The organism is Undibacterium hunanense (assembly GCF_014284335.1).
Lineage (GTDB): Bacteria > Pseudomonadota > Gammaproteobacteria > Burkholderiales > Burkholderiaceae_D > Undibacterium > Undibacterium hunanense.
Genome location: NZ_JACOGF010000002.1, coordinates 180,715 through 199,369 on the forward strand (window position 1 = coordinate 180,715; position 18,655 = coordinate 199,369).

Sequence of the window (18,655 nt, forward strand, 5' to 3'; positions counted from 1 at the left end):
TTTTACATATCCATGTGAAACATCAGGTTTTTACAATGCGGCCATTCAAAAAACATCAAAGATAGAAATGTGGCGGCGTCATGCTAATAGGGGGTCTCACTTACGAGGTGGGATCTTGCATGCGCAGCCTGACTTGTTAGATATATTTTTGGGGGATTAGTCATGGTAGAAAAAATGTTGGCCCGATCGGTACGCCTGATGTTCATAGGCAGTGTCGCGGTCGGTGCAGGCCTGCTGGCACAACCGGCAATGTCACAAGATGCAGTGCAAAAAGTAGAGATCACCGGTTCATCGATTAAACGGATTGCGCAAGAAGGTGCTTTGCCAGTACAAACGCTGACACGCAAAGACATAGAACAAAGTGGTTTAAACAATGTGGCCGATCTGGTTGCCGCTTTGCCAGCCATGCAGGGTTTCATTACTGCATCCGCTTCTGTCAATGGTGGTGGTGCTGGTCGTCAATCTGCCTCTATCCACGCGATTGGTACCGATTACACCCTGGTGCTGTTGAATGGCCGCCGCATGGCGCCGTATGGCACTGGTAGTGCAGTGAATCTGGGCAGCATCCCCCTGTCCGCAGTAGACCGCGTAGAAATTCTGACCGATGGTGCATCCACCCTGTACGGTTCTGATGCGATTGCCGGTGTGGTCAACTTCATCCTGAAAAAGAACCAGACTGACCTGAACGTGGAAGCAACGCTGACCAGCCCGCAACAAAGCGGTGGTCGTAGCAGTAACTTCTCGATTTCCAAAGGTTTTGGTGACCCGATGAAGGATGGTTATAACGTCCTCTTCGCGTACAGCCATGATGAACAAAAGACACTGGAAGCAACACAGCGCGACTTCGCCAAATCCGGCGTTCATAAATTTGCCAAAGATGGCAAGTTGTACGCGACCTGGCAGACCAGTATCAATTCCATTCCTGCGAATGCCGATATCTATGATTCCCTGGGTAATAACGCGACCTTCTCGCCTGACCTGGTGAACAATAAAAAATGTAATGGTCCAAACACGTTCGAGCGTGGCGGTGTGTGCCGTTTTGACTATGCGTCCACTGTACAGTTGATGCCAGAACTGAAGCGCGACAGCTTCTTTGCATCCGGCAACCTGAAAGTGGGCAAGGACACCACCTTGTTCGCCGAAGTGGTCTTGTCCAATTTCTCCAACACAGCCCGCTATGCGGCCCCGGCGCAGCCTTTGACGACCTTCAGTACTGACCCGGTCACTGGCGTGAAAGTCATCAATCCGAATTACATCGGTGCTTACAACAAATCGGTCGTGCCGCTGCTGGCAGGACAGGGCATCAACCCTAACGATGTGACTGACGCCTTCTTCTATTATCGCGCCCTCGACGCAGGTGGACGCGCAGACGAATACAAAACCGAAGCCCGCCACGTGGTGCTGGGCATGGAAAGCACTTTCGCAGGCTTTGATTACAGCGCCAACTATACCCATTCCGAAAATACGGAAAAGGATAATGCTGTCTCCGGTTACATGAGCGCGAACCGCTTTGACGCGCTGGTCAAATCTGGTGCCTACAATCCCTATATTATCAACGCGAATGCCAGTTCGATTCTGGCTCCCGCAGTATTGCAGGAAAACCTGAGCGTCACCAAATCCAAGATTGACGTATTGAGCGCACGCGCTTCCAGAGAATTGTTCGATATGGGCGGTGGCAAGGCACAACTGGGTCTGGGTGCCGATATGACCAAGCAGTCGTTTAACGACGCACCTAGCGAACTCTCGCAAGGTCCTGGTCCTCAGCATCCTGCCTGGACGGACGTTATTATCGGTGGTGGTACGGGTTCACAAGGTCTGGTCGCTTCACGCAAGAGCTGGGGTACCTTTGGCGAATTGCTGATACCTGTGATCAAAAATCTGGATGTCACCGCTGCGCTGCGCTATGACAGCTATGACGCCGTGAAGAAAGACAATGTCAGCTATGACGTCAGCGGCAACGCATCGCAACCAGGCACACAGGGCATTTCTGTTTCCAAGGCGACGTATAAATTGTCTGCCCGTTACCAGCCTGTACAAAGCCTGATGCTGCGCGGTTCTTATGGCACTGGCTTCAAGGCACCGACACTCAATGATATTTCCGATCCATTGAAAAATGACGGTTCATCGAACTTCTTCCCTTGCCCTATTACCAAGGCATCGGACCCGCGTTTTGCCTATTGCCGTGGTACAGCTGAATATGGTCTGTTGAAAAAGGGTAATCCAAGCACAGGCGCAGATGCACTGAAAGCCGAAGAATCCAAGCAGGCAGCGTTCGGTTTCCGCTTTGAACCAACCAGCAGCCTGTCTCTGGGCCTGGACTGGTGGGATGTGAAGCTGAAAAACCAGATCCAGAAATTGTCTCAGGATTTGATTTTCACGACGCCAACACTGGCTGATCAGTACATCTCCCTGTACTACGATCCTATCCAGAAATCCAAAGTGCTGGTGGCAACACGCAGCCCTGTGAATCTGGCCAGCTCACGTTATTCCGGCCTGGACTGGGATGCCACGTTCAAGACTGCCCTGCCTATCGGCAAGCTGTCCATGAACTGGTCCGGTACTTACATGCTGACGGCAGAAAAAGATGTGCCTGGCGCAGCCAAGGAAAGCAGTATCGGTCGTTTCGATTCTTATGATGATGTGACCTTCCGCATCATTTCCAGACTCGTGACTTCCCTCAAAGTATCTGATCAGTACACCCATAGCATCACCATGAACTACCGTTCTGGCTACCACGACAAAGTGGCATCTGCTGATGACGGCTATGTCCGTGCCGTGAATGCAGATGGCAGTATTGGTGGTTATGTAGACATGACACGTGATGTCAGCAACTACATGACTTTTGATTATCAACTGCAAGCCAAAGTAATCAAAAACCTGACTATTACTGGCGGTATCCGCAATCTGTTCAACGTGGACCCTCCATTCACCATCCGCAATACTGGTGGTGGTAACCAGGTTGGGTACGATGGTCGTTACACAGATCCACTCGGTCGTACTTTCTATATCACGGCTGCATACAAGTATTAATTATTGATATGCCCCAGGAAAACCCCGGTATAAAACCGGGGTTTTTTTTCGACCGCGCATTCCGGTTTTTTTGGGGCTGCCGGGTCTATGATCCATACAAAAAATACATGCGCAAAAGCCATCTGGATAGAGGTTGATTTGCCAACAAAGCGTTGTTGCCATGGGGAAAACGTATAAAGCGTGAAGAAAATTTAGTCAGAGCAGCCACTGGAAAGGAATAAGTTAGTCTGCATAAAAAATAAGCAAATAAATATGACTATACAAATGAAAATACTTTCTTTCCATAACTATCAAAATCTTGCATTTTGGCTGGGCCAATTAGCGCAAATACCCCTTGCCAGTGGGCAAAATTCGAGTATATTTCTAACTTTAATCGCTGTATTCCCACAATTTAAAAGCTGATAACTTCAAAAACGCCAGTTTCCATCGGTTTTTTGGGGTTCAAGCCGATCAAATCGATTTTTCTTTTGATCTGGTTAATAAAGAGACGGAAATTGTGTGGAGAATGGAGAGTAATTAAGCTGTATCGGGATTCGTCACTTCTTCAACCTTTTTAAAACCAGTCAAGCAAATGAATTTATCAAAAATGACAGTAAGTAAACGTCTGGGGCTGGGCTTTGCTCTGGTTTTGGCACTATTAATTGCGGTGACTGTCGTCGGCATTTCGAGGATGTCACAGATCCAGGGGCGCCTTGAAAAGATCGTGAATGTCAGCAATGCCGAGACCCGTCTGGCGCTGGACATGCGTGCGATTGTGTATGACCGCATGGTATCCCTGCGTAACCTGACTTTGCTTAACGATGCAGCAGATATGGAACCGGAACTGGCCAAGATTGCTGACCAGACCAAGAAATATGCCGCTGCTGATGAAAAATTGAGCAAGATGGCGCTGGACGAAGGCAATGTCACAGCAGAAAAGAAAACCCTGCTGACCAAACTCAAGGAAGCAGAAACCGCTGCCGCATCCCTGCCAGCCAAGGCGCAGGAACTGGGTATGGCCAACGATGCTGAAGTAGCGACCATTACCCTGATCAAGAAACTCCGTCCGGTTCAGAAAAAATGGCTGGATACGCTGGATGAACTCGTCACGCTGGAAGACAAGCTGAACACACAAACAGCAGACGAAGCCAAATCCGCCTTCAAGGCAGCAACTACCCTGATGCTGGTGCTGGGTGCATTGGCACTGGCCGCCGGTATCGTGGCCGCCTGGGCGATCAGCCGCAGCCTGTTGAAACAACTTGGTGGTGAGCCTGATTATGCGGCAACCATCGCTGGCCAGATTGCTGCCGGTGACCTGAGCGGACAGATAGAGCTGAAGTCTGGTGATAAGGACAGCCTGCTGTACGAAATGAAAAACATGCGCGACAGCCTGGTGAATATCGTGGCCCAGGTGCGTACCGGTACTGACACCATTGCTACTGCATCCAGCGAAATCGCGACTGGTAACCTGGATCTGTCTTCACGTACTGAACAACAGGCTGGTTCTCTGGAAAAAACCACGTCGTCCATGAAAGAACTGACGACGACAGTGAAACAGAATGCCGACAATGCACGTGAAGCCAATCAACTGGCCGCATCGGCATCCGAAGTGGCGCGTCAGGGTGGTGTCGTGGTGGCACAAGTGGTTGACACCATGGGTTCCATCAATGAATCGTCCAAGAAAATCGTCGACATCATCAGCGTGATTGATGGTATCGCCTTCCAGACCAATATTCTGGCGCTGAACGCTGCGGTGGAAGCTGCACGTGCCGGTGAACAGGGCCGTGGCTTCGCCGTGGTTGCCGCTGAAGTGCGTAACCTGGCACAACGTAGCGCTGCTGCTGCCAAAGAGATCAAGACCTTGATCGGCACATCGGTAGAAAAAGTGGAAATCGGTACCAAGCTGGTTGGACAGGCTGGCGTGACGATAGATCAGGTTGTCTCGAGCGTGAAACATGTGACGGATATCATTGCAGAAATCAGTGCTGCCAGCCAGGAGCAAAGCGTTGGTATTGAACACGTGAACCATGCCATCATCGAAATGGACGGCGTCACCCAGCAAAATGCCGCCCTGGTGGAAGAAGCTGCTGCCGCTGCCCAAAGCTTGCAGGATCAGGCTGCCGAACTGGCGAAAGTGGTCAGTGTGTTTAAATTGCAGGCTGGTGAACGCATACAGCAACTGAGCGCCGCGCCTGCACCAGCACCAGTGCGTCGCGTTGAACCGGTGGTTGCCATCAAACCCAAGGCCAGAAGCAGCCAGGTAAAATCTTTACCAGCCGCCAAGGCACAGCCCAAGAAAGCTGCATCGGCAAACAAAAGCGATGAATGGGAAGAGTTCTGATCATTCTGTGATGCTGGCCCGGTTGTGCGTACAGCCGGTTGTCAGCATCAGGTTTCAGGCTCCACGAATGACAGTTAACAATCCTTGACTTGTAATCTGCCAGAATTTTTTTATACTGAACAAAAGTGAATAAAAATATTTTTATGAAACCGCAAATATCCATTCTCGTTTCATCCCTGCTGCTGGCAATGAGCGCTTCCGTATTGGCGGCCGAAACTTCACCAGTGATGGATGGCAAATCCTGTGAACCACCAAAATACCCTAAAGCCGCTCTGATGAATGAAGAGACCGGCACTGTCACCATGGGTTTTCTGATCAGTGCTGACGGTAAGGTCGTCGAATCAAAAGTGGACAAATCCAGTGGCTCGAAAAGCCTGGACAAAGCCGCATTGGGCGCATTGAGCCAATGTAAATTCAAACCAGGTACCAAAGATGGCAAGCCCGATCAATTGTGGGCCAAGGTCGATTTTGTCTGGAAACTTGAATAATCAGCCAGACAATGGAGTTCAGAATCTTGAGTAACTGAACAACAAACCAGGATATACAAACAGAAAGGGGACACATGATCGTGTCCCCTTTCTGTTGTATGGGTCAAGCTTATAAATCAAGATTATGAATGAAGATTATGAATCAAGCTTTGAGAAGGACTCTGGCTGGTACATGAAGCCAGACACGGGGCCGTGCAAACTGGCAGGCCCTGAAATGGCAAGTCTGTTTCAGGCTTGTCAGGTCCGGCGTATCTCTCTGGGTAACAGGGCAGCCACCACGCCCAGTAGCGGCAGGTAGGCAATGGTCTGGTAGACAAAGGCAATGCTGGTACGGTCAGCGAATATGCCCAGCACCGCAGCACCCAGCCCACCCATGCCGAAGGCAAAGCCGAAGAACAGGCCCGACACCATGCCCACCTTGCCCGGCATGAGTTCCTGCGCATACACCAGGATAGCCGAAAACGCTGAAGATAGTACCAGCCCGATCACGATGGTCAGCGCCGTTGTCCAGAACAGATTGGCATACGGCAGCATCAGCGCAAACGGTGCCACACCCAGGATAGAGACCCAGATGACCGGCTTGCGGCCTATGCGGTCACCAACAGGTCCGCCAAGCACCGTCCCTATGGCGGATGCAAACAGGAAGAAAAACAGATGCAACTGTGCATTCTGTACCGTCAGGCCGAAGCGTTCCATCAGGTAGAACGTGTAAAAACTGCTGATGCCCGCAACGTAGAAATACTTTGAAAAAATCAGTATCAGCAATATTGCGATGGCACCCGTTACCACCTTGCGGGAATACGGTGCCACGTTGACAGGTTTCCTGCTGCCGACAGATGCAATGTGATGTGCTGCATACCAGCGGCTCACCTGTAGCAGCAATCCTATGCCCAGTATGGCAGCCAATCCGAACCAGGCCACACTGTGCTGGCCGAAAGGTACGATAACGACGGCAGCCAGCAATGGCCCGATGGCCGTGCCCATATTACCGCCTACCTGGAACACCGACTGTGCGAACCCATGCTGCCCGCCCGAAGCGAGCCGTGCGATGCGGGAAGACTCCGGATGGAAGATGGACGATCCTATGCCGACAAAAGCTGCTGCCAGCAGCACGAAGCCAAAGCTGGGGGCAAAGGCCAGCAGTATCAGTCCGATCAATGTTGATGTCATACCGAAGGGCAGTGAATATGGTTGCGGCCGACGATCGGTGAAAACACCCACCAGTGGTTGCAGCAGCGAGGCCGTCAGCTGATAGGTCAGGGTGATCAGGCCCACCTGGCTGAAGCTCAGCGAGAATTCACCCTTCAAGATGGGATACATCGCCAGTATCAGCGATTGCATCATGTCGTTGATCATGTGCGCGCTACTGATGGCACCCAGGATGCCGAAGACAGGTTTACTCTTTGCGGGGAGTGCGGCGGGGCTGTCGGTGTCAGATGTTGTAGCAGAAATTGTCATGGAGATGGCTTTCACTTTAGAATGGAATCAGGTCGCGGTCAGTAAAACTGGCTATCTGCGTCGCTACCTTGGGTCCGGTATGGCAGAATTATCCTGTGTATTGCCTGGCCTGTCTCGCGCCAATCCACCAACAACCCTTGAGAAAAGGACATGGATACATCCCGCAAACCCAAGGCCCTGGCGCAAGCGCTCAAAGAGATCGATGAACTGTCGTCACCTGTCAGCGGCAGAGCCACTGACTATCCGGCCAACTGGCACATCGCACCGCATCTGCATGCCAAACATCAATTGATTTATGCCGTGCGCGGTGTCATGGTGGTGCAGACTGAAGTCGGTCGCTGGGTGGTTCCACCTACCCGTGCCATCTGGATGGTAGCCGGCATGACGCATGAGATACGCTGCATAGGCGAAGTGCACATGCGCAGCCTGATGGTGGCACCTGATGCCGACCCCGGCTTGCCGGGCGTAACCCAGGCAGTCGGTATATCTTCCTTATTGCGCGAGCTCATCCGCGCAGCGATGGAATTGCGCCAGCCCAGTATGCCTTATATACCCGATACCCGCGACGGCCGTGTCATGCGCTTGATCCTCGACGAAATACGTGTGCTACCTGTGCTGCCCTTGCATCTGCAAATGCCGTCCGACCCGCGTTTGTTGCGGATTTGCGAGCTGCTCCAGCAGCAACTGGATGATTCTTCGACCATGTCTGACTGGGCGCAACGTCTGGCGGTGGATGTGAAGACCATACAGCGTCTGTTCGTGAAGGAAACCGGCATGACCTTTGGCCAATGGCGGCAACAGGCCCGCTTGCTGCGAGCGCTGGAATTGCTGGCAACTGGTGAAAAGATCATCGACATCGCCCTGGCACTGGGCTATGAAAGTCCCAGCGCCTTCGCCACCATGTTTCGCAAACAGTTTGACCAGACGCCCAGTCAGTTTTTTGCCGAAAACTGACTGGTCTCGCCAGTGAGAAAAAGCCAGCGCTTATTTCATCACCGAACAATTGCTGTTTATCTGGAACCTGATTGCAAACCGCGGCGTATCAGCAAGGGCTCAATTTTGGGATCACGTCCACGGAAATTACGGAAAGATAACAGCGGATCAATGCTGCCACCTTTGGACAGCAGTTGTTGCCGGAACCAGTCGCCATTCTTGCGGCTAAGGCCACCGTTTTCCTTGAACCATTCTACCGATTCGGCATCCAGCACCTCACTCCATAAATAGGCGTAATAGCCGGCTGAATAACCACCACCAAAAATATGTGAGAAATACGTAGTGCGATAGCGTGGCGGTACCGGGGCAAAGTCCACACCAGCCTGTTTCAGCGCCTGTGCTTCAAAGGCCAGAGCATCGCTCGGGATTTGTGCCGGAGTCAATTGATGCCAGCGCTGGTCCAGCAATGATGCCGCAATGTATTCGGTGGTGGTGAAACCCTGGTTGAACTGATTGGCGGCACTGATCTTGTCGACCAGTGACTGCGGTATGACTTCGCCGTTCTGATAGTGTTTTGCATAGTTCTTCAAGACCTCAGGCCAGGTAGCCCACATTTCGTTGACCTGGGAGGGATACTCGACAAAATCACGTGGGACATTGGTACCGGAAAAGCGCGGGTACTTCACTTTGGAAAACATGCCGTGCAGCGCATGACCAAATTCATGGAATGCAGTACGCACTTCATCAAAGGTCAGCAGGGTAGGTTGCCCCGCCGGTGGTTGTGGAATATTGAGATGATTGGCAATCACCGGGTGGGTGCCAAACAGACCGGATTGTTCGGTATAGGCATTCATCCATGCGCCACCGCGTTTGGTATCACGTGCATACATGTCGGCAATGAACAGCGCCAGGCTGCTGCCATCGGCATCCAGCACTTCATATACCTTGATGCTGGGGTGATACACCGGCAAGTCCTTGCGTTCCCTGAAGCTGATGCCATACAGTTTCGATGCTGCATAGAACACGCCGTTTTCCAGCACATTGTTCAACTCAAAATAGGGACGTAACTGGCTGTCGTCAAAACTGTATTTTGCCTTGCGCAATTGCTCTGTGTAGTAAGCCCAGTCCCATGCTTCCAGCTTGAAGCCGCCTTGCTGGGCATCGATCAGTTTTTGCAGTTCTGCTGCTTCCAGCCTGGCGTTGTTGACCGCTGCCGGAGCCAGTTCGCCCAGCATCTTGTTGACAGCGGTCGTCGTTTTGGCGGTTTCATCTTCCAGGCCATAGGCAGCATGGTTGAGGTAACCGAGCAGGGTGGCCCGTTCTGCCCGTAGACGGACGATCTTGAGAACGACATCGCGGTTATCAAATTCACCGCCATGGCTGCCGCGTGCGACCGATGCTTCATGCAGGCGCTGGCGCAGTGCACGGTTCGCCAGTACGGCTTCAAATGGCTGGCCGGTGGTGTTCATCAGCGGTATCACGTATTTACCATTCAGGCCGCGTGCCTTGGCGGCTTCGGCAGCGCTGGACAATTCGCCGTCTGACAGGCCCTGCAAGTCAGCCTTGTTATCGACAATGATGGCACCGGCATTGCTTTCTTTCAGCGCGTTCTGACTGAACTGTGTAGCCAGTGTCGCCAGTTGCGCATTCATGGATTTCAATTTGGTCTTGTCTGTTTCCGCCAGTTTGGCACCGGCACGTACAAAGTCGGTGTAATACCGTTCCAGCAGACGCAAGGATTCGGCATCCAGGTTCAGACTGTTGCGTGCTTCATATAGTTTGCCGACGCGTTTGAATAATTGCGTATTCAGGAAAATCTGGTCCTGATGGGCCGCCAGTTTGGGGGCCAGCTCGCGCGACAGGGTTTCCAGTACCGGATTGGTATTGGTGGAAGTCTGGTTGGTGAACACCATGGATACGCGGTTCAGCATCTGCCCGGCGCGTTCCATCGCCACCACGGTATTGTCGAAAGTCGGTGCTGCACGGTTATTTGCGATACGGGTAATTTCGGCATTGTGCTGGCGCATGCCTTCGGCAAAGGCCGGGGCGTAATGTTCATTGCGTATTTTATCGAAAGGCGGGTACTCATACATCAGGCTGCTGGCAGTGGCGAATGGGTTATTCGCCAGTGTGTCGAGGGGCTTTTTGCTGCTGGCAGTGCTGGCATTGGCCGCCGTTTCAGCTGGAGCAGAGTTGGCCGGACTGGATTGAATTGCCAGTGCAGAACTCAGCATGATGAGCATGAGGTGTTTGTTCATAAGGTTTCCGGTATGAGTGGATATGAAGTGACTGAAATGGATAATGACAGAGGAAATCAGTGTATCAGACCATCATGCCGAAAAATAATTCCGCGTCACTCTGTTAAGTCTGATCGGGATTTGATGGAGATCTGATTTGTCACTGCAGGAGCTGTTCTGCTGCGCGGCCAGGGGGCTGGCCAGCGCAGATCAGACCCGTGAAGAAGATATCAGCAAAGAACGAAGCGATTGGCCAGTTCAAGGATGAATGCTGGCCGCAGATAGGCCATGAAAGTCAATGCCAGTACCATGGCTATCAAGGCGAGCCATAGTAGTTGCTGGATTTTTTTGCGTGGCATCATGATCTGGGCAGGGGAGAGTTTTTCATCATGCAGCTGCCACCTGTTCACGCACGATAGGTTTTTCGCTGATAGGGAAATTCACCAGGGCGGCAAAAATACCCAGCGCCAGCACAATGCCCCAGACCATATCGTAGTTGCCGGTCTTTGTATAAATATAGCCACCCAGCCAGACACCCATGAAGCTGCCCACCTGGTGTGAGAAAAACACAAAGCCCGACAGCATGGACAAGTACTTCACCCCGAAAATACCGGCGATGATGCCATTCGTGAGTGGCACGGTCGACAGCCACAGCAAGCCCAGCGCGGCAGAAAAAGCGTAAATGGAATACGACGATAAAGGTGCCAGCAGGAACAGGCCGATCACCACTGTGCGCGACAGGTAAATCGTGGACAGCAGGTAAGGTTTGGAAAACATACCGCCCAGCTTGCCAGCGTAATAAGAACCAAAGATATTGAACAGACCGATCAGGGCCAGCGCAAAGACCGCGACATTCGGGTCAAGTATGCCCTTGTCTTTCAGGTAAGCCGGCATGTGTACGCCGATAAACACTACCTGGAAGCCGCACACAAAATACCCTGCCAGCAGCAACAGGAAAGGTTTGTAGGCAAAGGCCTCGCGTATTGCCTGGGTGATGCTTTGCTGTGGCCCGCTGGCTTGTTCGAGAGCTGGTTCACGTAGTTTCCAGGCCATAGGCAGCATGATGATGACAACCAGTGCCGCCAGCATGTAAAACGCATTTTGCCAGCCGGTATGTCCTATCAGTTGCTGTTCCACCGGCATCATGACAAATTGTCCGAAAGAACTGGCAGCAGATGAAATACCAAATGCCCATGAACGTTTTTCCAGCGGTGCGGTGCGACCGATGATGCCGCTGACGGCACCAAATGAAGTACAGGCCAGCGCCCCACCAATCAGCACGCCGGTACCCAGAATAAACACGGTAGGCTGATCTATCATGGCCATCCACAACAAGCCACCTGCATACAGGAAGGCACCGAGTATCACCATCTTCATGGTGCCGAAACGGTCGATGGCCATCCCTGCAAACGGGCCAAATACACCCCACATCAGATTCTGCATGGCCATTGCCATGGAATAGGTTTCCCTGGTCCAGCCATGCGCCTGCGATATGGGCTGCATCCACAGGCCAAAGCCATGTCTTACGCCCATGGCAAGCGTTAGTACGAAACCGCTGGCAATCAGCACGGTCTTGAGATCAGGGGCGCGTTGGGTCGTCATGGGATAGATGGTTTACAAATAAGGAAATACGTTCCAGTGTAGTCGAAACCTGGACATCATGTGGACTGCCGCAAAGACCATGACAGGGCTGTCATTCTGGCAATCAGTGTAAGCTGGCTGGTGGCAGGATTTGTTTGTCCGAAAACGGCTAGAACAGTGCCGCACACTCGCGTATAAATACACCTGAACACAACAAGGCAATTTAACCGCATGGACGGGGATGGCGTGGCAGCGATGAAACCAGTAAAAAGCACGATGGAGAAGATGGAGAAAGCGGCAACGGCTACCATCCTGTTTCCGGAAGCAGACGATAGCCCGACGCAGCAGCAATGCTATTACCGCGCCCTGGCTGCCAGGGATAGTCGTTTTGACGGCGTGTTTTTTACTGGTGTCAAAACCACCGGCATTTATTGCCGCCCGGTGTGCGGTGTCAAAACGCCGCGTGAATCCTCATGCGAATTTTTTGGCAGCGCCGCTGCGGCAGAGGCAGCCGGTTTTCGCCCCTGCCTGCGTTGCCGGCCAGAATTGGCACCGTATGCCCTGCAACAGAATCTGGCACATGCAGTGTGGCAAAGAATCGCTGACGGCGCATTGAATGAAAACGACCTGGAAAGTTTTTCGCAACAAGTCGGCTTATCTTCACGGCAATTACGGCGCGTCATGTTGCAGGAGTTTGGCGTTACGCCAGTTGAACTGGCGCAGACCCAGCGCCTGCTGTTTGCCAAAAAGCTGCTGCAGGAAACCCGCCTGGGCATGGCCGAGATTGCCTTCGCTGCCGGGTTTGGCAGCGTCAGGCGGTTTAACGCCCTGTTTTCCGAGCGCTATCATATGGCCCCAGGTTCGATACGACGGGCGTCCGACCTCGGTGGCGAAGGTGTCAGCCTGCGTCTGGCTTATCGTCCACCCTATGCCTGGGACGCAGTGATTGCTTACCTTGCCGGTCGTGCCATGCCGGGGCTGGAAGCAGTAATAGAAGAAAAAGGGGGCAGGGCCTATGTGCGCAGCGTGCAGATAGATGGTATCAGCGGCTGGCTGAAGGTCGCCCATTTGCCCGACAAACAGCAACTGAGCCTGCAGGTGGCACCGGCGCTGGCGCCAGTATTGATGCTCCTGATGGCCCGTGTCAGGCAGCAGTTTGACCTCGAAGCCAATCCCGCCGTCATACAAAGCCACCTGGAACACGATGCCATGCTGACAGCGCAGATACAGCGAACACCCGGTATGCGGGTGCCGGGTGCATTTGACAGTTTTGAGTTGGCGATCCGCGCCGTACTGGGCCAGCAAGTCAGTGTGGCCGGCGCGACCACGGTGGCCGGGCGGCTGGTGACACGTTTTGGTCAGGCGACAACGACGCCGTTTGCGGCGATTACCCATCATTTCCCTGCGCCGCAGACCATTGTTGCGCTGTCGATAGATCAACTGGCCGGCATAGGCATACCCGGCGCGCGTGCTGCGACGCTACAGCACATCGCCCAGTTCACGCTGGATGGTGGCCTGCAAAGACAATTGGCAGCCAGTTCGGGTGACATGGTTGCCAGATTAAAGACTGTGCGCGGCATAGGTGAATGGACGGCGCAATACATTGCCATGCGGGCCTTACGATTTTCTGATGCCTTCCCCGCCGGTGACCTGGGCTTGCAAAAAGCAGCGGCGCAACTCAGCCAGCCAACGCAGACCCGGCTGACAGAAAAGCAATTGCTTGGCCGGTCTGAAGCCTGGGCACCCTGGCGTGCGTATGCCGCATTGCTGTTGTGGCAATCCCTGGCGGTATCCTGAATATAACTGAGCAAAAAGGAATGATTATGAAAACCATACACTATATGAACATGGACAGCCCGCTTGGCCCACTGTTACTGGCTGCCAGCGAAAACGGTATTTGTGGCGTGTATTTTGAACACCACAAGCATTTCAAGGGCAGCGCTGGCTGGCAATTAAACCCGCAACACCCTTTCCTATTGCAGGCCAGCCAGCAGTTGCGGGATTATTTTGCAGGGCAGCGCCAGGATTTTGACCTGCCGCTGGATTTGTCAGCAGGTACCGCGTTTCAGCAAGCCGTGTGGGCAGGGCTGCGGCAAATACCGTTTGGCACGACCACCAGTTACGGCCAACTGGCGCAACATATCCGGCAACCGGCGGCAGTGCGTGCAGTAGGGGCGGCGAATGGGCGTAACCCCATTTCCATAATCGTCCCTTGTCATCGTGTCATCGCCGGTTCAGGTGCCCTGACGGGTTATGCCGGTGGGCTGGAAAACAAAAAAGCCTTGCTGATACTGGAAAAAAACCAGGGCATACAGGGCAAACCGGAGGCTCACCATGGCCCGGCCCAGTCAGTGCTTGGTTTTGCATAGGGTCTGCTGAGGGATAGGTGAATGGTAGCTTAAAGTGCAATTTAACTAATTTTGGTGCAATGCACAAAAAATGCTTGACCTTTTGGATTCTGCGTGTAAAATCGTATTTGTTGCGGTGCACCATTCAAGAATTAACGGAAAGCGCTGCCGATTTTGATTCCACCTAATTCCATTTACCGGAGAATGTTATGACTACCAATACACCAGAACAATTTATCGCTGCTACCAAAGCCAACCTGGAAGCCCAATTCGCTTCCCTGACTTCCCTGAACAAGAAAGCCTTTGAAGGTCTGGAGCAGTTGTTTGCCCTGAACGTCAATGCTGCCAAAGCCAGTTTCGAAGAAGGTACAGCTGCTGCCAAGCAATTGATCGGCGCCAAAGATCCACAAGAATTTTTCTCCCTGACTGCAGCGCAAGCACAACCAAATGCAGAAAAAGCACTGGCTTATGGCCGTCACCTGGCAAGCATCACAACAGCAACTCAGCAAGAATTCACTAAAGCAGTTGAAGCGCACATCGCTGAAACAAACACTAAAGTGATTTCCCTGATCGACGAAGTCACTAAAAATGCACCAGCCGGTTCCGAACAAGCTGTGACAGCCCTGAAATCCGTTGTTGGCAACATCAACGCCGGTTACGAACAACTGTCTAAAACAACCAAGCAAGCTGTTCAGACTCTGGAAGAAAACCTGAGCAAAGCTACTCAGCAATTTACACAAGCGGCTGAAAAAGCAACTGCTAAAAAGAAGTAATTAGCAATTGATGTTTCAGACCCAATGCAAATTGGGTTGCAGTATAAAAATCCCCTGATGCTCGCATGAGGGGATTTTTTCATGTCTGCTCAAAACTTAATGGTTCAAAACTTAAGTTTGAGCCTGTGCTGGCTTACCCATTAAGTAAATCAGGTAGAGCACGACGCAGGCAGCATCGAAAAAGCCGGCAGGATGCAGGCCCTGCAAGGCTGGCTCGGTCCAGTTGATTGCCAGCATGACGACCAGCCCCAATTTTTCTGTCGCTGCCGCCAGTAAAATTGCCCGGCGTGCCTGTACCTGTTTCACCGCATGGATGATCAGCGCGCCAACTACAAAGGCCATCAAGCCCCAGTGACGCGCAAAAAACAGGCCGGTCACGTCACCTACCTGCATGCCGGATGCCTGCAAGAACAGGGTGGGGGCCAGAAACTGCAAGCCCGCCAGCATGGTGACGGCCCCGCTGACATACAGTATTTTGCGTATGGTTTTTTCTTGCATGTACGCCTCCTTTTTTATTCAAACTTGTTTGTGTTTGTTATTTTTGTAAAACTTCAGGCCTTTACTCCTTGATGATACAAGAACGCTGGCCCCGGTAATTCCCGGCCCAGATCGGCACCGACTTCCGCAGTGATCAGTGTATTCAATCTCTTGTTCAAGTCCAGCAGCAAGTCTTTGTGTTGTTCCGGGTTGGCCGCCATATTGGTGATTTCATTCGGGTCTGTCTGCGTATCGTAAAGCTCCAGCTGGTTACGGGTGCTCAGGTTTTGCCAGTCACGTGGCTGGTGATGATCGGAGGGTTTGAAATACCGGGCAAATTTATAGCGGCCATCATGGATACCGCGAAACAGCGCCGGATTGTCCAGGCTGGGTAAGAATTGCCCGCTTTCAAAACCGATGAAGAGTGAACTCAGCCGGCTATAGGTCTTGCCGGTTTTTGCGCCCTTGCGGGTGAATTCCGGGTCCATATACAGGGGCACGCCATAGTTGAACAGGATGCCTTTCCTGTCGCGTTCCGTGCTTGCGCCTGCCGTGCTGATGGCAGCGCTGATATCTATTCCCTTCAGGTAAGGGTATTTTTCTGCCGTCGCACGGGCATCGACACCAGCCATACCCAGTATGGTTGGAACAAGGTCGATATGCGAACCCAGCGCATTCGTCATCCTGCCGCCTGCCACATCCGGGTGGCGCACGATGAAGGGCAGGCGCATGTTTTCCTTGTACATGAAGGGGCCTTTCTGGCGTAATTTGTGTGCACCAGCCATTTCCCCGTGATCTGAGGTATAGATGACGATGGTGTCCTTGTCCATACCCAGGTTTTTCAAGGCCTGCAAGACCGTCATTGCATGGCTGTCGACATCACGCACGCAATTGAAGTAATAGCTTTGATAGGCGCGCCAGGCAGCTTCGTCATCCGGATCCATATGCCCATACAGCCAGTTGCACATGTTCATGTAGGAAGTGGTGGCCCAGGGTTTGCCGTTTAACTGGTCCTGGTAATAACTGTCCGGCAAGGGCAGGTCCCAGTTCTTGTCATAGACACCACCGGTTGGCGGTGCGGACAAGGGCGACAGCATATTGCGCTGTTGCCGGCTCGCTAGCTGTTTATCGCCGGTGCTGACATACATGACATCATGCGGATTGACAAAATTCACTGCCAGAAACCAGGGTTGTTTGTCGCGCATATTACGCATCTCGCGTCCCTTGCTACCCAGCCATTGCACGGCATTACTGGCAATCTGCCCGTCATAGCGATAGCCGGTCCAGGTCGAACCATGTGGGTCGCCATCGGCGTTATAGTCAGAAAAGCCATAAGGCTCAAGCGCATTTTCTGTGGTCGGGTAAGGTCCATATACCAGGCCGGGGTCGGCGCGCAGATGACTCAAATGCCATTTGCCCTTGTAGGCAGTGTAATAGCCCTGTGCTCTTAACAAATGCCCAAGGCTGGGCAAGCCATCTGCCAGTTGCGGGAAAGACGGTGGTGCATCGACATTTGCCGTCATCTGCGTGTGCTGGGTATGCTGGCCAAAATACATATTCGAGCGCGATGGTGAACAGGGCGTGGTATTCGCGTGGAAATTCGTCATGCCCGTGCCTTGTTCCAGCAACATTTCATGCGCTGACAGCCCCAGGCCAGACGGCAGGTCTTGCCAGTGGCGTAGCTGGTCATTCACGATCAGCAAGATATTCGGCCGGCGCTGGCGCAGCCCCCCGGCAGACATTGCACCAGGTACATTGGGTATGCTGCGCGGTCTCTGCTGTTTGTCAGCCGCAGCACCTATGGTGGCGCCAAGACCAACGCTGGCCATCGCTGCCAGTACTTTTCTGCGACTGATGTTGTTTTCCTGATTTGTCATCTTGTCTCCACCTGAGCTCGTCGCTACTGTTGATACAGGCCAGTGTGGGATACCTGAGTAGATGTGTCCAATGCATTATAATTATCATCTCAATGCTAAAAAAGTATGGCTTGCCATGCATTTGTGATGAACCTCAACAAGCTCAAACATGTGGTGGCGCTGGCAGAGCAAGGCAATTTTGCCCGGGCGGCAGACAAGCTCAATCTCAGTCAGCCGGCATTAAGCCGCAGCATTTCTGGCCTGGAAGATGAACTGGGCATACGCCTGTTTGACCGTGACCAGGCTGGCGCCACCGTCACGGCTGCTGGCCGGCAACTGGTGACACGGGCGCGTGATTTGTTGTATGCCGCAAATAATCTCAGGCAAGAGATGGCGCAATTGCGCGATTGTGAAAGCGGTCAGATTGTCTTTGGGGCCGGGCCTTTCCCGGCGAACAGTTTTCTGCCTGCGGTGCTGACAGAGCTGGCCATCACCTATCCACGCATGCGTACGGTGCTGGAAGTGAACAACAGCGACACCTTGATGGAACACCTGCTGGCCGAGAAGCTGGAATTTTTCATCGCTGATACCCGCACGGTCCGCCCCAACAAGCACGTCAAGGTCAGGCATCTGACACAACAGGCTGGTGGTCTGTATTGCCGTCGTGAGCACCCACTCGCAACGAAAACACTGTTGAACAGACATGATCTGCAAAGTGCCAGCTACGCCAGCGTATATCTGGCGGATATTTTCCTGCCATCCCTGCGCAAGGCGTTTGGCCTGGAAGCTGGCCAGGATTTGCCACTGGTGACCACCTGCGACAATATTTATGTCTTGAAGCAGGTAGTCATGCACAGCGATGCCATCCTCTTGTGCACCCATGCAGCAGTGGTAAAAGAGTTGGAAGAAGGTGATCTGGTCGAGTTAAAAGTGGATGGCTGGCATGCCATTCATGCCGAAATTGGTGTGGTCAGTCTGGAACGGCGCAGCCTGTCGCCGATGGCGGACCTGGTGCTGGCCAAAGTGGCCGGGCATATTTAAAAATCATCTTTTTGCACGCATCAACTCATCGCGGGTCGAGCAATGGTAAGCTAGAGGATGTATTCTATATGCAGGATTAGCAGCATTTGTTTGACCATCCCAATGCCCTCAGA

General features: G+C 52.7%; 14 protein-coding genes. 8 read left to right on the top strand and 6 right to left on the bottom strand.

What is annotated here, in order from left to right:
• The first annotated feature begins 174 nt into the window (after nucleotides 1–174).
• From H8L32_RS03960 to H8L32_RS03970, 3 genes are all read left to right on the top strand, one after another.
• Nucleotides 175–3,030, top strand: a complete 2,856-nt coding sequence (locus tag H8L32_RS03960) for a TonB-dependent receptor domain-containing protein (protein ID WP_230412049.1) — start codon at nucleotides 175–177, stop codon at nucleotides 3,028–3,030.
• 586 nt (nucleotides 3,031–3,616) lie between these two features.
• Nucleotides 3,617–5,350: a methyl-accepting chemotaxis protein gene (locus H8L32_RS03965; RefSeq protein WP_186945884.1), complete on the top strand. Its 1,734-nt coding sequence runs from the start codon at nucleotides 3,617–3,619 to the stop codon at nucleotides 5,348–5,350.
• Between the two features lie 143 nt (nucleotides 5,351–5,493).
• Nucleotides 5,494–5,838 carry an energy transducer TonB gene (locus tag H8L32_RS03970; RefSeq protein ID WP_186945885.1) on the top strand — a complete coding sequence of 115 codons (345 nt, stop codon included), beginning with the start codon at nucleotides 5,494–5,496 and terminating at the stop codon, nucleotides 5,836–5,838.
• 237 nt (nucleotides 5,839–6,075) lie between these two features.
• Here the strand turns inward: H8L32_RS03970 and H8L32_RS03975 are convergent, their stop codons facing one another.
• Nucleotides 6,076–7,296, bottom strand: coding sequence for an MFS transporter (locus tag H8L32_RS03975; RefSeq protein ID WP_186945886.1), 1,221 nt, complete (start codon nucleotides 7,294–7,296; stop codon nucleotides 6,076–6,078).
• 150 nt (nucleotides 7,297–7,446) lie between these two features.
• Here H8L32_RS03975 and H8L32_RS03980 point away from each other — a divergent pair, with 150 nt between their 5' ends.
• Nucleotides 7,447–8,250 carry an AraC family transcriptional regulator gene (locus H8L32_RS03980; protein WP_186945887.1) on the top strand — a complete coding sequence of 268 codons (804 nt, stop codon included), beginning with the start codon at nucleotides 7,447–7,449 and terminating at the stop codon, nucleotides 8,248–8,250.
• A 56-nt stretch (nucleotides 8,251–8,306) separates the two neighbouring features.
• Here the strand turns inward: H8L32_RS03980 and H8L32_RS03985 are convergent, their stop codons facing one another.
• The 3 genes from H8L32_RS03985 to H8L32_RS03990 form a co-directional block, all read right to left on the bottom strand.
• Nucleotides 8,307–10,487, bottom strand: a complete 2,181-nt coding sequence (locus H8L32_RS03985; RefSeq protein ID WP_186945888.1) for a M3 family metallopeptidase — start codon at nucleotides 10,485–10,487, stop codon at nucleotides 8,307–8,309.
• Nucleotides 10,488–10,696: 209 nt separating this feature from the next.
• Nucleotides 10,697–10,825 carry a hypothetical protein gene (locus H8L32_RS27945; protein ID WP_268977611.1) on the bottom strand — a complete coding sequence of 43 codons (129 nt, stop codon included), beginning with the start codon at nucleotides 10,823–10,825 and terminating at the stop codon, nucleotides 10,697–10,699.
• 28 nt (nucleotides 10,826–10,853) lie between these two features.
• Nucleotides 10,854–12,068 carry an MFS transporter gene (locus tag H8L32_RS03990; RefSeq protein ID WP_186945889.1) on the bottom strand — a complete coding sequence of 405 codons (1,215 nt, stop codon included), beginning with the start codon at nucleotides 12,066–12,068 and terminating at the stop codon, nucleotides 10,854–10,856.
• 210 nt (nucleotides 12,069–12,278) lie between these two features.
• Between H8L32_RS03990 and H8L32_RS03995 the strand changes: the two genes are divergently transcribed.
• The 3 genes from H8L32_RS03995 (at nucleotide 12,279) to H8L32_RS04005 (ending at nucleotide 15,168) form a co-directional block, all read left to right on the top strand.
• On the top strand, nucleotides 12,279–13,844 hold the full coding sequence (locus H8L32_RS03995; RefSeq protein WP_230412050.1) for a DNA-3-methyladenine glycosylase 2: 1,566 nt from the start codon (nucleotides 12,279–12,281) through the stop codon (nucleotides 13,842–13,844).
• 26 nt (nucleotides 13,845–13,870) lie between these two features.
• The gene (locus tag H8L32_RS04000) at nucleotides 13,871–14,416 is read left to right on the top strand and encodes a methylated-DNA--[protein]-cysteine S-methyltransferase (RefSeq protein WP_186945890.1); all 546 of its coding nucleotides are present in this window, start codon (nucleotides 13,871–13,873) and stop codon (nucleotides 14,414–14,416) included.
• Nucleotides 14,417–14,604: 188 nt separating this feature from the next.
• Complete coding sequence (locus H8L32_RS04005) at nucleotides 14,605–15,168, top strand: phasin family protein (RefSeq protein ID WP_186945891.1); 564 nt, start codon at nucleotides 14,605–14,607, stop codon at nucleotides 15,166–15,168.
• Between the two features lie 111 nt (nucleotides 15,169–15,279).
• On the opposite strand, the gene H8L32_RS04010 is transcribed toward H8L32_RS04005, so the two are convergent.
• Nucleotides 15,280–15,666: a hypothetical protein gene (locus tag H8L32_RS04010; protein WP_186945892.1), complete on the bottom strand. Its 387-nt coding sequence runs from the start codon at nucleotides 15,664–15,666 to the stop codon at nucleotides 15,280–15,282.
• 53 nt (nucleotides 15,667–15,719) lie between these two features.
• Entirely contained in the window at nucleotides 15,720–17,522 is a 1,803-nt protein-coding gene (locus H8L32_RS04015; protein ID WP_186945893.1) for a sulfatase-like hydrolase/transferase, read from the bottom strand.
• A gap of 126 nt (nucleotides 17,523–17,648) precedes the next feature.
• Here H8L32_RS04015 and H8L32_RS04020 point away from each other — a divergent pair, with 126 nt between their 5' ends.
• Nucleotides 17,649–18,542 (top strand): LysR family transcriptional regulator, encoded by an 894-nt coding sequence (locus tag H8L32_RS04020; protein WP_186945894.1) that lies wholly within the window; start codon nucleotides 17,649–17,651, stop codon nucleotides 18,540–18,542.
• Nucleotides 18,543–18,655 lie beyond the last annotated feature (113 nt).

Coding starts and splice junctions, on each gene's coding strand:
- H8L32_RS03970 (WP_186945885.1), top strand. CDS start 5,494: ATGAAACCGCAAATATCCATTCTCGTTTCATCCCTGCTGCTGGCAATG.
- H8L32_RS03965 (WP_186945884.1), top strand. CDS start 3,617: ATGACAGTAAGTAAACGTCTGGGGCTGGGCTTTGCTCTGGTTTTGGCA.
- H8L32_RS03980 (WP_186945887.1), top strand. CDS start 7,447: ATGGATACATCCCGCAAACCCAAGGCCCTGGCGCAAGCGCTCAAAGAG.
- H8L32_RS04000 (WP_186945890.1), top strand. CDS start 13,871: ATGAAAACCATACACTATATGAACATGGACAGCCCGCTTGGCCCACTG.
- H8L32_RS03995 (WP_230412050.1), top strand. CDS start 12,279: ATGGACGGGGATGGCGTGGCAGCGATGAAACCAGTAAAAAGCACGATG.
- H8L32_RS03990 (WP_186945889.1), bottom strand. CDS start 12,068: ATGACGACCCAACGCGCCCCTGATCTCAAGACCGTGCTGATTGCCAGC.
- H8L32_RS04015 (WP_186945893.1), bottom strand. CDS start 17,522: ATGACAAATCAGGAAAACAACATCAGTCGCAGAAAAGTACTGGCAGCG.
- H8L32_RS03985 (WP_186945888.1), bottom strand. CDS start 10,487: ATGAACAAACACCTCATGCTCATCATGCTGAGTTCTGCACTGGCAATT.
- H8L32_RS03975 (WP_186945886.1), bottom strand. CDS start 7,296: ATGACAATTTCTGCTACAACATCTGACACCGACAGCCCCGCCGCACTC.
- H8L32_RS04010 (WP_186945892.1), bottom strand. CDS start 15,666: ATGCAAGAAAAAACCATACGCAAAATACTGTATGTCAGCGGGGCCGTC.
- H8L32_RS04005 (WP_186945891.1), top strand. CDS start 14,605: ATGACTACCAATACACCAGAACAATTTATCGCTGCTACCAAAGCCAAC.
- H8L32_RS27945 (WP_268977611.1), bottom strand. CDS start 10,825: ATGCCACGCAAAAAAATCCAGCAACTACTATGGCTCGCCTTGATAGCC.
- H8L32_RS03960 (WP_230412049.1), top strand. CDS start 175: ATGTTGGCCCGATCGGTACGCCTGATGTTCATAGGCAGTGTCGCGGTC.
- H8L32_RS04020 (WP_186945894.1), top strand. CDS start 17,649: ATGAACCTCAACAAGCTCAAACATGTGGTGGCGCTGGCAGAGCAAGGC.